13 protein-coding genes are annotated in these 14,070 nt (G+C 71.4%); 6 read left to right on the top strand and 7 right to left on the bottom strand.

Features of this window, described 5'->3' with window-relative positions; all coding sequences use genetic code 11:
- Positions 1-449 precede the first annotated feature (449 nt).
- From ACZ6TV_RS08970 to ACZ6TV_RS08985, 4 genes are read right to left on the bottom strand one after another with little or no spacing between them, the layout of a single operon-like run.
- Positions 450-1,013, bottom strand: coding sequence for a GrpB family protein (locus tag ACZ6TV_RS08970; RefSeq protein ID WP_465296616.1), 564 nt, complete (start codon positions 1,011-1,013; stop codon positions 450-452).
- Positions 1,014-1,056: 43 nt separating this feature from the next.
- Entirely contained in the window at positions 1,057-1,635 is a 579-nt protein-coding gene (locus ACZ6TV_RS08975; RefSeq protein ID WP_465296617.1) for a DNA-3-methyladenine glycosylase I, read from the bottom strand.
- 21 nt (positions 1,636-1,656) lie between these two features.
- Entirely contained in the window at positions 1,657-2,145 is a 489-nt protein-coding gene (locus tag ACZ6TV_RS08980) for an SRPBCC family protein (RefSeq protein WP_465296618.1), read from the bottom strand.
- The gene (locus ACZ6TV_RS08985; RefSeq protein WP_465296619.1) at positions 2,142-2,654 is read right to left on the bottom strand and encodes a DivIVA domain-containing protein; all 513 of its coding nucleotides are present in this window, start codon (positions 2,652-2,654) and stop codon (positions 2,142-2,144) included. The genes ACZ6TV_RS08980 and ACZ6TV_RS08985 overlap by 4 nt, the downstream gene beginning before the upstream one ends.
- 73 nt (positions 2,655-2,727) lie before the next feature.
- On the opposite strand from ACZ6TV_RS08985, the gene folP reads away from it, so the two are divergent.
- Positions 2,728-3,591, top strand: a complete 864-nt coding sequence (gene folP, locus ACZ6TV_RS08990) for a dihydropteroate synthase (RefSeq protein ID WP_465296620.1) — start codon at positions 2,728-2,730, stop codon at positions 3,589-3,591.
- A 6-nt stretch (positions 3,592-3,597) separates the two neighbouring features.
- Here the strand turns inward: folP and ACZ6TV_RS08995 are convergent, their stop codons facing one another.
- Positions 3,598-3,984: an NADH-quinone oxidoreductase subunit A gene (locus ACZ6TV_RS08995; RefSeq protein ID WP_465296621.1), complete on the bottom strand. Its 387-nt coding sequence runs from the start codon at positions 3,982-3,984 to the stop codon at positions 3,598-3,600.
- 124 nt (positions 3,985-4,108) lie between these two features.
- Here ACZ6TV_RS08995 and ACZ6TV_RS09000 point away from each other — a divergent pair, with 124 nt between their 5' ends.
- The 3 genes from ACZ6TV_RS09000 to ACZ6TV_RS09010 all read left to right on the top strand — a co-directional run bounded on the left by ACZ6TV_RS09000 (position 4,109) and on the right by ACZ6TV_RS09010 (position 8,569).
- Positions 4,109-5,506: a hypothetical protein gene (locus ACZ6TV_RS09000; RefSeq protein ID WP_465296622.1), complete on the top strand. Its 1,398-nt coding sequence runs from the start codon at positions 4,109-4,111 to the stop codon at positions 5,504-5,506.
- A 194-nt stretch (positions 5,507-5,700) separates the two neighbouring features.
- Entirely contained in the window at positions 5,701-7,548 is a 1,848-nt protein-coding gene (locus ACZ6TV_RS09005) for a 2-oxoacid:acceptor oxidoreductase subunit alpha (protein ID WP_465296623.1), read from the top strand.
- On the top strand, positions 7,541-8,569 hold the full coding sequence (locus tag ACZ6TV_RS09010) for a 2-oxoacid:ferredoxin oxidoreductase subunit beta (RefSeq protein WP_465296624.1): 1,029 nt from the start codon (positions 7,541-7,543) through the stop codon (positions 8,567-8,569). The genes ACZ6TV_RS09005 and ACZ6TV_RS09010 overlap by 8 nt, the downstream gene beginning before the upstream one ends.
- A gap of 131 nt (positions 8,570-8,700) precedes the next feature.
- On the opposite strand, the gene ACZ6TV_RS09015 is transcribed toward ACZ6TV_RS09010, so the two are convergent.
- Both ACZ6TV_RS09015 and ACZ6TV_RS09020 read right to left on the bottom strand, forming a co-directional pair.
- Complete coding sequence (locus ACZ6TV_RS09015; protein ID WP_465296625.1) at positions 8,701-11,403, bottom strand: winged helix-turn-helix domain-containing protein; 2,703 nt, start codon at positions 11,401-11,403, stop codon at positions 8,701-8,703.
- 258 nt (positions 11,404-11,661) lie between these two features.
- Complete coding sequence (locus tag ACZ6TV_RS09020; RefSeq protein WP_465296626.1) at positions 11,662-11,874, bottom strand: FmdB family zinc ribbon protein; 213 nt, start codon at positions 11,872-11,874, stop codon at positions 11,662-11,664.
- Positions 11,875-12,106: 232 nt separating this feature from the next.
- Here ACZ6TV_RS09020 and ACZ6TV_RS09025 point away from each other — a divergent pair, with 232 nt between their 5' ends.
- Both ACZ6TV_RS09025 and ACZ6TV_RS09030 read left to right on the top strand, forming a co-directional pair.
- The gene (locus ACZ6TV_RS09025) at positions 12,107-13,006 is read left to right on the top strand and encodes a lytic transglycosylase domain-containing protein (protein WP_465296627.1); all 900 of its coding nucleotides are present in this window, start codon (positions 12,107-12,109) and stop codon (positions 13,004-13,006) included.
- 67 nt (positions 13,007-13,073) lie between these two features.
- The gene (locus ACZ6TV_RS09030) at positions 13,074-14,069 is read left to right on the top strand and encodes a GNAT family N-acetyltransferase (protein WP_465296999.1); all 996 of its coding nucleotides are present in this window, start codon (positions 13,074-13,076) and stop codon (positions 14,067-14,069) included.
- Position 14,070: the final 1 nt, after the last annotated feature.

The following is a 14,070-nucleotide window of genomic DNA, read 5'->3' on the forward strand; positions in this document are numbered from 1 at the left end:
GCTCCCAACCACCCAAGCCGAAGACACCGCGCACACGCCCGAACCTGCCGCACGAAACGCAGACAGTGCGCCACGCAGTGGCGCATCGGCGTGCGCGTGGGAACCCCGCCCCCACAAGGGGAAAGACGACTCCCTCCGGAGCCCAGAAACTCGACGCTCCCAACCACCCAAGCCGAAGACACCGCGCACACGCCCGAACCTGCCGCACGAAACGCAGACAGTGCGCCACGCAGTGGCGCATCGGCGTGCGGGTAGGAACCCCGCCCCCACGAGAGGGAAGACGACTCCCTCCGGAGCCCAGAAGCTCGACGCTCCCGACCGCCCGAGCCGGGAGATGCCGCGCGCAAGCGCCCGAGCCTGCCGCGCGAAGCGCAGGCAGTGCGCCACGCAGTGGCGCATGGGGGTGCGGGTGGGAACCCCCGCTCCCACCCCGCCAGGGGTGGAGAATTTCAGCGCTCCTCGACGGTCCAGCCGGTCTGGTCCGCCCACTGCTCGGCGCGGTCGAGCATGTCGAAGATGAACTCGGTCTTGGCGCGGGTGTAGCGCTCGCGGTCGTCGGCGAAGCGGATGGCGAGGCGGCGCTTCACCTGGGCATAGGCGTCGGCGGCGAGGTCGTGGTTGCGCAGGAAGTCGACGAAGAGCAGCTGGACCCGCTCGTGGGAGGAGCCGCGCGACGTGACGTGGACGTGCCTGGTGCGGGGTGGGGCGGCGGGACGGTAGAACGACCAGGAGGCGGCCGGGTCGCGGTGGGCCAGGGCCATCCCGGTCGACTCGACGGCGGGCCGGTAGCCGTCGCGGTCGTGCTCGTCGGCGACGACGACGAGGATGTCGATGACGTTCTTCGCGGCGAGGCCGGGCACCGCCGTGGAGCCGATGTGCTCGATGCGCAACGCCACAGGGCCGAGGGCGTCGGCGAGCTCGTCGCGGTAGTAGGCGAACTTCGCCGGCCAACCCTGGTCGTATTCGACCAGGTCGAGTGGACCGCCGTAGTCGGCGGCGAACTCGGCGGTCATCGGTCCACGCTCCAGTCGCTCGCCGTGCGGTCGTCAGTCCGGATCATGGCCGGTCGAGCTGCACAAAACAAGAGGCGAGATGGTCGTCGACCATGCCGGTGGCCTGCATGAGGGCATAGGCGGTGGTCGGGCCGACGAACCGGAAGCCGTGCCGCTTGAGGGCCTTGGCCAGGGCTTTGGACTCCTCGGTGGTCGCCGGGACGTCGGCGGAGGTGGCCGGCCGGGCGGGTCTGGGATCTGGTGCGAACGACCACAGCAGCTTGGCCAGGCCGCCGGGGAGGTCGGCGGCGGCGCGGGCATTGGCGATGGCGGCCTCGATCTTCGCCCGGTTGCGCACGATGCCGGTGTCGGTGAGGAGCCGCTCGACGTCGGCCTCGCCGAACTCGGCGACCGTGGCGATGTCGAAACCGGCGAACGCGGCGCGGAACGAGGGCCGTTTGCGCAGGATCGTGATCCACGACAGGCCCGACTGGAACGCCTCGAGGGTGAGCCGCTCATAGAGGCCGTCGTCGTCGCGGACGGGCCGGCCCCACTCCGTGTCGTGATAGACCGCATAGTCGGGCGTTGAGCCACCCCACGGGCATCTGGCGAGCCCGTCGTCACCGATCACCACATCAACCACGCCAGGGAATGTACCGCCCGCCTACGACAGTTTCCCGGCCTCGACCAGCCGGGCGAAGCGGCGCAGGGCACCGGTGAGGCTGACCTTGGAGCCGGGCCACAGGACCGGCCAGGCGGCCTTCCCCGCGACCCCGGCCGGCAGGTGGAACCATTCGTGCCAGACGACCTGGGTGCGGTCGGCGCCCAGCGGCGTGCAGCGCAGCACCCCTGGGCCGCGCAGCACCTTGCCGTGGTGCACGACGCGGACCTCGTACGGCGGGTCGACCTTCACCACGCGCATGAGGTCGCGCAGCGCGGCCGGGCCGACCCGGGTGACCGCCTCGATCGTGCTGCCCTCGCCGCCGTCGCCGGTCAGTACCCGGACCTTGGTGAACGGGATCCAGTCGCTCTGGCGGGGCCAGTCGACGAGGGCGGCGAAGACCCGCTCGGCGGGTGCCCGGACGATCACCGTCGCGGTCACCTCGCCGGTGCCGGGCTGGGCTACCGCGTCGTCGAACGCCGGATCGGTCACTTCACCACCGGGGAAGGATCGCCCCAGCTGTGCGCGGTGTCGTCCGAGGGCTTGGACAGGTCGACGACAGGCTCGGCGGAGTCGTCATCGACAGCGGCATCGACGGGCTCGGCGGCCGGGGTGGCCGGGATGTTGGTGCCTCCGGCGCCGGTGACCGCGGCCTCGCGGGCGTCGCGGAGCGCGTCGGCGTCCTCGGTGCGCCCGTCGCGCAGGGCCCTGACCTCGGCCTCGAGGACCTGGATCAGCTCCTCCTTGTAGCCGATGTCGTAGCCCGCACGGCGCAGCGCGGAGTCGACCTGCGCCATCCGGTACCCACGCAGGGCGGTGTCGAAGCGGACGTGCCCGACGTCGCCTTCCACCAGGGGGCGGGAGGACGGCAGGGGTACGGCACGCCCGTCGGGCTCGTGACCTTCGATCCCCGGGTCGTCGCCGGTGATCAACAAGGACACGCCGAACCCGATGGCCCCGACGACCACGGCGGCGATCAACACCAGGAGGAACTCAGCCATAGGGGGAATCGTGGCACGCTGACTGGGCGCGGGCGACCCCGGCACACCCATCTGAAGGAAAGACGGAGGATCCATGATGTTTCGGCTGGGCGGCCGGCAGTTCACCGACAGTGACTATGCGGTGATGGCGATCGTGAACCGGACCCCGGACTCGTTCTTCGACAAGGGTGCGACGTTCGCCGAGGACGCCGCGCTGCGGGCGGTGGAGGTGGCGGTCGGCGAGGGCGCGGACATCATCGACATCGGCGGGGTGAAGGCCGGCCCGGGCAGCACCGTGGACGCGGCGGAGGAGCTGCGCCGCACCCTGCCGACGGTCGTGAAGGTCCGGGAGCGCTTCCCCGACGTGGTCATCTCCATCGACACGTGGCGGGCGGAGGTGGCGCGGGAGGTCATCGCCGCCGGCGCGGACCTGATCAACGACACCTGGGCGGGCGCGGACCCGCGGCTGGCGGAGGTCGCCGCGGAGACGGGCGCCGGTCTGGTGTGCTCGCACGCGGGCGGGCTGACCCCGAGGACCCGGCCGCACCGGGCGGCGTTCGGGGATCCGGTCGAGGATGTCGTACGCACGGTGACGGCCCTCGCCGAGCGGGCGGTCGCGCTGGGCGTGCGCAGGGACGGCATCCTCATCGATCCGGCGCACGACTTCGGGAAGAACACCCGGCACTCGCTCGCCATCACCAACCGGCTCGGCGAGATGACGGCGACCGGCTGGCCGGTGCTCGTGGCGCTGTCGAACAAGGATTTCATCGGCGAGACCCTCGACCTGCCGGTCGGCGAGCGGCTGGAGGGCACCCTGGCCGCGACGGCGGTGTCGGCGTGGCTGGGTGCGCGGGTCTTCCGGGCGCATCAGGTGCGGGCGACCCGCCGGGTCCTGGACACGGTCGCGGCGATCAGGGGCGACCGCCAGCCCGCGGTGTCCCGCAGAGGTCTGGCTTAGGGCAGGTCAGGTCCAGCGCAGGATGCGCTTGCGCCACGCGTACAGGATGCCGAGCGCGAGCACCGCCACGAAGATCGCCATCTCGATGACGGCGGCGGTCCCGAACCCGGGCCGGTCGAAGATCACGGCCCACGGGAACAGGAACACGCTCTCCACCGCGAACAACGCGTACAGGAAGGCGTACACGTAGTAGCGGATCTGCGCCTGCGCCCAGTCGCCGCCCACCGGGTCAAGCCCGCATTCGTACGTGTCGAACTTCGCCGCGGTCGCCCCGCTGTCAGCCGATCGGCGCGGTCCTAGCAGCCGAGCAGCCGTAAAGGCCGCGACGAAAACACCCGCACCGACCAGAAGCAGGAGGCCGAGCGTCGCATAACCACCCAGATAGCCACTCACAACACGCACCGTACTCCGATAGTTACGAACTCCGAGATGCCGAAAACCAGAACTTGTCTAGATAATGGGCTTCCTTGTCCAACAGCAAGCAAGCGGATCGCCGCCGAGATACGAGGACACCTCCATGGAAGCACCCGCGCGCCGCCGCGCCCGGCTTCGTGCTGCCTTCGTCGCCCTGATCACCATCTGCTCGCTGCTGTTCACGCTCTCCCCGGCCGCGTACGCGGAGCCGGACCCGGAAGTGTCGACCACCGCGCCGACGGACCCGCCGGTCACCACCGATCCGCCGACACCGACCGCGGAGCCCACGACCCAGCCGCCGCCACCGCCGACGACCGAGGCGCCGCCGCCACCGCCGAAGGTCCGCAAGTTCGGCATGACCGTCAGCGACGTCGTCCTCGGCGACGGCTACTGGCAGGGCGACGGCTCGGCCAAGCTGGTCGTCTCGGTGCAGAACCTCGGCGAGATCGCCGAGACCATCACCGGCTTCTACACGTTCCCCAGCGGCACCCGCCCGACCGGTGGCTACGGCACCGACGGCTGCACGACCAGCAACGGCACGCTGAGCTTCTCCTGCCCCCTCGACCCGGGCAAGATCGGGCACGTCGTGGTCACCGTCGACGTCGCGCCGGACGCGTGGCGGCTGTCCGGAGCGGGCAACGTCACCGCGGTGATGGAGAACTTCCCGCAGAAAGTGCGAAATTTCTCAATCACCTTCAGCACAAAGCCTCCGGTGCCCGGCATCGAGTTGACAACCGACCAGATGACACTCCCGGCGCAGGCCACACCGCATGCCGAGAACGCGACACTGCAGGTCAAACTCCGCAACACCGGCTCGGCGAAGGCCGCCGCCGCGGTCGAGGTGGTCACCCCGCCGGGTGTCGACCTGGTGTCGCTGCCGAGCGCCTGCAAGACGAAGAAGAAGATCTCGCCGGAGCGGGACCGGTGTGAGCTGGGCGACGTCGCCGCGGGCAAGGACGTCTCGGCGAGCTTCGTGCTGTCGATCAGCGCGTCCGCCCGGGCCGAGGTGCCGCTCACCGGCGCCGTCCACGGCTACCTGGCCCCGATCGGCCGGGACGCGATCGAGACCCGCGCCGACTACAGGATCAGCGGGCCGCCCCTGGCGGGTGAGTCGCCGCTGCCCACGGAGGCCCCGGCGTCGCCTGCGGCGGTGGCGGTCCGCACCGGCACCGACCCGGTCAGGCCGCGTTCCTCCGGCGGTATCCTGACCAGCGACCAGCTGTCCAGCCTGCCGTTCGTGGGCGGGATCATAGGCCTGGTCGCACTGGTCGGCTTCCTGGTGATGTTCTCGCTGCGGCGCCGCCTGCGCGACGAGTCCGAGGCGCGGGAGGAAGCCGCCGCGAGCTCCGACGAGTCGCTGGTGACGGTGCCGGCGCAGCGCAGAAGTGACGAAGATCTACCGCCGCTGCCGCAGCGCTCCCCGATCCCCAGGTCGCTGACGTTGCCGAGGCTGCCGAGCGGCCCTGTCGCCGGGTCCGGCTTCCGCGAGCCAGAGGAATAAGCGCAGAATAGTGGAGTTTGCGCGGTTGGACGTCTGCCGCACAAATCTGGGATCCGACCTACATAAGCAACTGCGGCAACGGCAGGCGCGGACCTTCGACGTACCCTCTGAGTGTCAAGAAGGATCGGCCGGCCCGACGATGTCGTCGCACCACCGCATCCCCGCTCCGCCGGCTTAACAGGAGGTCAGCTCACGTGACCAAGCAGGTCCGCCAGCTGGATCGAGTGGTCATCAGGTTCGCTGGCGACTCCGGCGACGGCATGCAGCTCACCGGTGACCGCTTCACGTCGGAAACCGCGCAGCTCGGCAACGACATCTCGACCTTGCCCAACTTCCCCGCGGAGATCCGCGCGCCCGCCGGCACCCTGCCGGGCGTGTCGAGTTTCCAGGTCCATTTCGCCGACTTCGACATCCTGACGCCGGGTGACGCGCCCAACGTCCTGGTGGCGATGAACCCCGCGGCGCTGAAGGCCAACCTCGGCGACCTGCCCAAGGGCGCCTCGATCATCGTCAACACCGACGAGTTCACGAAGCGCAACCTCGCGAAGGTCGGTTACGCCACCAACCCGCTGGAGGACGGCTCCCTCGAGGGCTGGGCCGTCGCGCCGGTCGGGCTCACGTCGATGACGGTGAAGGCACTGGAATCGCACGGCGTGTCGAAGAAGGACGCCGAGCGGGCCAAGAACATGTTCGCGCTCGGCCTGCTGTCGTGGATGTACTCGCGGCCGCACGAGTCGACGCTGCGCTTCCTGGAGCGCAAGTTCGCCGCCCGGCCGGAGCTCGTCGCCGCCAACATCGCCGCCTTCACCGCCGGGTGGAACTTCGGCGAGACGACCGAGGCGTTCGCGGTCCGCTACGAGGTGAAGCCGGCGAAGATGACCGCCGGCAACTACCGCAACATCACCGGCAACGCCGCGCTCGCGCTCGGTGTCGTCGCCGCCGGTGTCCGGGCGGAGCTGCCGGTCTTCCTCGGCGCCTACCCGATCACCCCGGCCTCGGACATCCTGCACGAGCTGAGCAAGCACAAGAAGTTCGGCGTGACGACGGTGCAGGCCGAGGACGAGATCGCCGCGATCGGCGTGGCCCTCGGCGCCTCCTACGGCGGCTCGCTGGGCGTGACGACCACGTCGGGCCCGGGTGTCGCGCTGAAGGGCGAGACCATCTCCCTCGCCGTCGCGCTGGAGCTGCCGCTGCTCATCATCGACGTGCAGCGGGCCGGCCCGTCCACCGGCCTGCCGACGAAGACCGAGCAGGCCGACCTCAACATGGCGCTGTTCGGCCGGCACGGCGAGGCGCCGGTCGCCGTCGTCGCGCCGCGCTCCCCCGCCGACTGCTTCGACGCCGCGATCGAGGCCGCCAGGATCGCGCTGACCTACCGCACCCCGGTCATCCTGCTCTCGGACGGGTACATCGCCAACGGCTCCGAGCCGTGGCGGCTGCCCGAGGTGGCGGAGCTGCCGGACCTGCGCACCGAGTTCGCGACCGAGCCCAACGGCGAGGACGGCACCACGTTCCTGCCGTATCTGCGCGACCCGGTGACCCTGGCCCGCCCGTGGGCGGTGCCCGGCACGCCCGGCCTGGAGCACCGCATCGGCGGCCTGGAGAAGGCCGACAAGACCGGTGACATCTCCTACGACCCGGCCAACCACGACTTCATGGTCCGCACCCGCGCGGCGCGGATCGAGGGCATCGAGGTGCCCGACGTCGAGGTCGAGGACCCGGACGGCAACGCCCGCGTGCTGGTGCTCGGCTGGGGCTCCACCTACGGCCCGATCGGTGCCGCCGCCCGGGCCCTGCGCCAGCGGGGGCTGCCGATCGCGCAGGCGCACCTGCGGCACCTGTCGCCGATGCCGAAGAACCTCGGCGCGGTCCTCGCCGCCTACGACAAGGTCGTCATCCCCGAGATGAACCTCGGCCAGCTCGCCGGGGTCATCCGCTCGAAGTTCCTGATCGACGCGATCGCGTACAACCAGGTCCGCGGCCTGCCCTTCACCGCCGCGGAGCTGGAGTCGGTGCTGGAGGAAGTGGTCAAGAATGCCTGAGGCGCTCAAGCTGACGACGAAGGACTTCAAGTCCGACCAGGAGGTGCGCTGGTGCCCCGGCTGCGGGGACTACGCGATCCTGGCCGCGGTCCAGTCGTTCATGCCCGAGCTCAACATCCCGCGCGAGCGGATCGTGTTCGTCTCCGGCATCGGCTGCTCGTCGCGCTTCCCGTACTACATGAACACCTACGGCATGCACTCGATCCACGGCCGCGCGCCGGCGATCGCGAGCGGCCTGTCGGTGTCCCGGCCCGACCTGTCGGTGTGGGTGGTGACCGGCGACGGTGACGCCCTGTCGATCGGCGGCAACCACCTGATCCACGCGCTGCGCCGCAACGTCAACCTGAAGATCCTGCTGTTCAACAACCGGATCTACGGCCTGACCAAGGGGCAGTACTCGCCGACGTCCGAGATCGGCAAGATCACCAAGTCGACGCCGGCGGGTTCGGCGGACTCGCCGTTCAACCCGATCTCCCTGGCGCTGGGCGCGGAGGCGAGCTTCGTCGCCCGCACCATCGACTCGGACCGCAAGCACCTGCAGTCGGTGCTGCGGGCCGCCGCCGAGCACCGCGGGTCCGCGTTCGTGGAGATCTACCAGAACTGCAACATCTTCAACGACAACGCGTTCGAGGTCCTGAAGGACCCCGCCACCAGGGACGACTACACCATCCGTCTCGAGCACGGGCAGCCGATCACGTTCGGCAAGGACGGCGAGTGGGCGGTGACGCACCCGCCCGGCGGCTTCGGCCTGTCGGTGGTGCCGACCGCGTCGGCGGCGCCGGGCGAGATCGTCGTGCACGACCAGTCGGTCGCCGAGCCCGCCTACGCGTTCGCGCTGTCCCGGCTGCCGGGCCTCGACCTGCGCAACACGCCGATCGGGGTGTTCCGCTCGGTGGAGCGGCCCGCCTACGACGACCTGGTCCGCGAGCAGCTGACCACGGCGAAGACCAAGGTGAAGGGCACCCCTGAGGAGGAGCTCGGCGCCCTGCTCAACAGCGGCGACACCTGGACGATTCTCTAGGCAACCGCGGACGGTTTCGACGCGTCAGAAGAGGTAGCACACCGATTCACGTCGGTGAGCCCTCCCTGAGGTGGGATGGCAGGTCAGCGGGGCAACCCCCCGTCGGGCCTGCCATTCCATCTGAGCGGCGCCTATTCGGCGGCGGAGAAGCGGATCGAGCCGGCCACCAGGTCGGGGTGCTCGATCGTCAGCGCGAGGGCCACGGACTCCTCCAGGCCCAGCGCGGCACCGGCGGCGTAGGCGTCGTCGAAGTCCGCGTCGCCCATCGAGGCGCGCAGCGCCGCCTGCTGCTCCGTCCAGTACGTGCCGAAACCCCCGGCGGAGCAGCGCAGCCGCACCCGGGCCGCCTGCGCGGCGCCGAACAGCCGGGCCGCGGTGCCGGTCTCCCCCGCCATGCGGCAGCGCACCGCGATCGCCATCAGCGTCTCGCAGACCCGCAGGTGGAAGCCGAAGTTCATGCGCGACCGCAGCGCGACGATCAGGTGGTCGTGCGCCGCGACCAGGTCGCCGCGGGACAGCGCGACGAGCCCGAGGAGCATGTCGACCGTGCGCCGGCCGCGCTCCATCGGCCGCGAGTTCTCCAAGGTGCGGGCCGACGCCAGCAGGTCGGCCGCCTCGTCGAGCGCGCCCCGGCGCCAGAGCAGCTGGGCGAGCGCGTAGACGGCGAAAAGGGTCTCCCCGGCGACGCCCTGCTCGTCGGCGAGGGCGATGACCTCCCGGCAGGAGCGCTCGGCCTCGTCGAAACGGCCCATGTCCAGCAGCGGCGCGCCCCGCCCGGCGAGGACCCGCGCGATGAGGCCGGGGTCACCGGCCCGCCGGGCGGCCGCCTCGGCCCGCTGGGAGAAGCGCAGCTCCTCGACGGTCTCCCCGTCCGCCCCGGCGTGCAGGGAGTGCAGGTGATAGGCGGCGGCCAGCTCCGCGTCGGGGACGGGTTCCCCGGTCGCGCTGATCCGCTCGTACAGGCGGAACAGCCACATGCGTCCTTCCCGGACGAGGCCACGCTCCCGCCACCACTGGTCCAGCGCCCCGGCGACGGCGAGGCCCTGGCGGGCGCTGCCCCGGGTGACGGTCCAGTGCAGGGCGGCCCGCAGCTCGTCGGCGAGCGGGTCGAGCGTGTACAGCGACGGGGTGACGGGCCGCCCGTCGGTGTCGAGGTAGGCGTCGTGGGCGGCCTGCAGGCACCAGGCGACGTGCCGCTCCCGGGCCGGCTCCTCCTCACCGGCCTCGACGAGCAGCCGGGCCGCGTACGCCCGGATCGGGTCGAGCATCCGGTAGGTGGCGTTCGTGGCGCCGGCCTCGGCCTGCAGCAGCGACTTGTCGACGAGCGTCGCGAGGGGGTCGAGGGGGTCGCCGTCGTGCAGCCATTCGATCGCGGGCAGCTCGACGGGGCTGGCGAAGACCGACAGCCGGCGCAGCAGCCGGGCGGCGCGCTCGTCGAGGGTCCGGTACGACCAGTCGACGGCGGCCTGCATGGTGCGGTGCCGGTCGGAGGCCTCCACCGGCCCGCTGTGGCCCGCGTCGAGGGTGCCGAGCACGTCGTCGATGCGGGCGACGAGCTGCGCGGCGGACAGCAGCCGCAGCCGGGCCGCGGCGAGCTCCAGGGCGAGCGGCAGCCCTTCCAGGGCCTCGGCGACGCGGGTGAGCTGGGCGATGTCGCCGGGCTCGACGGGCCGTCCGCCCCGGGCGGCGGAGGCCCGGTCGACGAGCAGGGCGACGGCGTCGCTGAAGCCCCCGCCGCTGGCCGCCTCGACCGACAGCGGCGGGATCCGCCACACGACCTCGCCGGGCAGGCCGAGCGGCTCGCGGCTGGTCGCCAGGACGGTGACCGCCGGGCCGGCGGACAGCAGCCGCGACACGAGCCGCCGGGCCGCGGGCAGCTGCGCGTCGGAGGTGTCGAGCAGGATCAGCATCCGCCGGTCGCGGGCGTGGTCGGCGAGGGTCTGGATGACGGGCCGGCCCGGCTCGGGGCGCAGCCCGACCGCGGCGGCGACGGCCACGTCGACGAGGTCGCTGGTGGCCACGGCGCTGAGGTCGGCGAACCAGACCCCGTCGCGGAACCGCTCGACCAGCTCGCCGGCGGCCTCGACGGCGAGACGGGTCTTCCCCGCGCCGCCGGCGCCGACGACGGTGACGATGCGGTGGGCGCCGATCAGGTCGCGCACGGCGGCGCGCTCGGTGGCCCGGCCGATGAACCGGGTGGTCTGCACCGGCAGGTTGTGGGCGGGCGCGTCGATGGTGCGCGGCCGGGGGAACTGGCGGTCGAGGCCCGGCGCGACCAGCTGGAAGATCCGCTCGCAGCCGTCGAAGCCGCGCAGCCGGTGCAGGCCCAGGTCGAGCAGGAACGTCTCGCCACCCGTGCCACCGGTGCCGTCGCTGTCGCCGAGGTCGCCGACGCGGGCGGCGGTGGCCGCGGAGCACAGGACCTGGCCGCCGTGGGCGGCGGCGGCGACGCGGGCCGCGCGGTGCACCTCGGGTGAGGTGTACTCCCCGCCGTAGGGCTCGGCGAAGCCGGTGTGCAGGCCCATGCGGACCTTCGGCCGGCCGTCGGTGCCGTCGGCCGCGGTCGGCCAGTCGTGGGCGGCGAGCTCGCGCTGCGCCTCGATGCACGCGGTGAGCGCGGCGGCGGCGTCCGCGAACGCGACGAACAGCGAGTCACCCTCGGTGAAGAGTTCGACACCGTCCGCTTTGGACAGCGCGCGGCGGATCACCTGCCGGTGCTCCTGGAGCACCGGCCGATACCCCGTCCCGAGCATCTGGGCCAGTCGAGTCGAGCCCTCGATGTCGGTGAACAGGAAAGTCACCAGCCCGCTGGGCAGATGCGTCCGCGCCGACACGTGAAACCTCCGCCTCCCTTTTCAGGCGTGACCCATATTTCCCCACCCATGGGTCGCGCGCATCGTAGAAACGGTCCCCACCGGTCGGCCTCAAGGTCGATGAGACGCCGGTACCCGCAGGTCAGCAAGCATACGGGGGTAAAGCTTGAGTGGGTTTCGCGTGACGTAACGAGAACGTGACCGACAGAGTTGTGGCACGCGAGGCCACAACATCAAAGCCATACGGCGACTATTACGAAACCGACCCGTAACAATGCATCAACAACCGCACGAGCCGCCGCAACATCCGCCACCAGAAGGACGCTGCGGGGCACCCGCGGCGTTGACACCGCCCACCGCGACGGTCGACAGCAGCTTCACCGTGTCGTCGTGGCCCGACGGACACGCGGTGGCCGCATTGGCTTCACTCATCGGCCGCTGGACTTCGAACGTGTCGCCGCAGGCCCTGCACCGGTACTCGTAACGAGGCATCCCCACAGGTTAGGCGACGGTGACACGCGAGCGGGAATTCGGAATACTCGACGGTGTGGCACAGAAGCGCGGTCCCGCCCCCGACGAGCAGCGACCCACCACAGTGGACACACTCTCGGTGACCGCGATCCGCCCACCCGCACCGGATGAGCCGGATTCACCGTCGAGACACGGCAGAAAAACCGTGGACCTGGTCAAATCAACGTCACCGAGCGTTCCTGCGCAGCGGCACGTGCCGAAGCACGCGGCGGAGGAGCCCGCCGGCGGCACCGCCGTGGTGGACGTCCTGCAGACCCGGCCGCCGCGGTTCGAGGGCCTGCGGGTCTGGCTGCGCCGGCCCGCCGGCCGCGCGGTCGCCGCCGCCCTCGCCCTCGCCCTGGTCCTCGGTGTCGCGTTCACCGCCGGCCGGTATCTGGTCCCGGCGGTCTCCGAGCCGCGGGCCGGCACCTCCGCCCCGCCGCCGCCGTCGGCGACGCCCGGCACGATCGAGACCGGCGAGGCACCCGTGCCGTCACAGCCGCCCACGACGTTCGCGCCGCCGCCCGGCACCAAGGAGCGCCCCTCGGACGTCCTGGCCGCGTGGGCCGGGCCACGCGCGGTGAAGCTGAACATCCCGCCGGTGGCCATGCAGGCGTACGGCTACGCGGAGCTGATCACGGCACGGACCACGCCCGGGTGCAAGCTGACCTGGACCACGCTCGCCGGCATCGCGAAGATCGAGTCGGACCACGGCCGGACCAACGGCTCACTCGTGCAGGAGGACGGCAAGTCCACCCCGCCGATCATCGGCCCGCCGCTGGACGGGCAGAGCAACCGGCAGGCCATCCCCGACACCGACGGCGGCCAGATCGACACCGACAAGACCTGGGACCGCGCGGTCGGGCCGATGCAGTTCCTGCCGAGCACCTGGAAACAGTTCGGGGTGGACGCCGACGCCGACGGGGTGACCGACGTCAACGACATCGACGACGCGGCGCTGACCGCCGCCGCCTACCTGTGCTCCGGCGGCCGTGACCTGTCCACCGTGGAGGGCTGGAACGCCGCCATCCACGCGTACAACATTCCGGAGGAGTACCGCACATCGGTGTTCAACGCCACGAATGACTACGGCCGGCGCGACCGTACGGGGTAGATGAAGGCCACGCTCTGCGGCGCGGTACTTCCGCTGAGCCACAAAGGTAGGCAAGCTTGACTCCGTGATGGTGCGCGAGTGGGACCCAGGGACCGCGTCCGCGGCCGAGCTCGAATCGGTGCTGCGGGCACTGAACGAGATCGTGGCGTTCGACGTACCGGAGGATCCACCGTGGCGTGACATCAAGTTCCGGGAATATCTCGCGGTGACGATGCCCGGCGAGCGGCGCACGTCGTGGCTGGCCGTCGACGAGTCCGGTGAGGTGCTCGGGCACGCGAGCCTCCTCGCGCTGGAGGAGATCGGCGTGCTGGAGCTGTCGGTGCGACCCGCGGCGCGCCGCGGGCACGTCGGCACCGCCCTGCTCGCGGCGGTCGCCCGCCGCGCCGCCGAGGAGGGCTTCGAGTCCGTCGGCGTCGAGGTGATCGGCGGCACCCCCAGCATCAAGTTCTTCGAGTCCTTCGGCTTCGACTGCGCGTTCATCGAGCAGCGCAACCTGCTGGACCTCGGCGGCGTCGACTGGCTGCGGCTGGGCGAGATGGCCGCCGGCATCGGCGCGGGCTACCGGGTCGAGTACCACCCGGGCGGCCCGCCGGAGCAGCACTACGCGGGCTACGCGGCGGCGAAGGAGGCGGCCCGGGCCTCCGTCGTGGAGGACCTGGCGCTGCGCCCGAGCTCCTACGACGCGGAGCGGCTGCGGGCCAGCCTGGCGACCCTGCACGCGCGCGGCCTGAAGCCGTACATCGTGCTCGCGGTGCACGAGGCGACGGACACGATCGCCGGCCTCACCGAGGTCGTGGTGCCCGCGCAGCGGCCGACCCGCGCCGACCAGTACGACACCATCGAGGTGCCCACGCACCGCGGCTACGGCATCAGCCGGGCGATCAAGGCCAGGATGCTGTTCGAGCTGCGCGCCGCCGAGCCGCACCTGCTGGACGTGCAGACGTGGAACGCGACGGAGAACGAGCCGCTGCTCAAGGTCAACGCGGAGCTCGGCTTCAAGCCCGACCGTGAGTGGCGCGAGTACGACGCCGACGTCATCGACCTGCTGCGCCGCCTGAAGTAGC

The organism is Dactylosporangium sp. NPDC051087 (assembly GCF_055586325.1).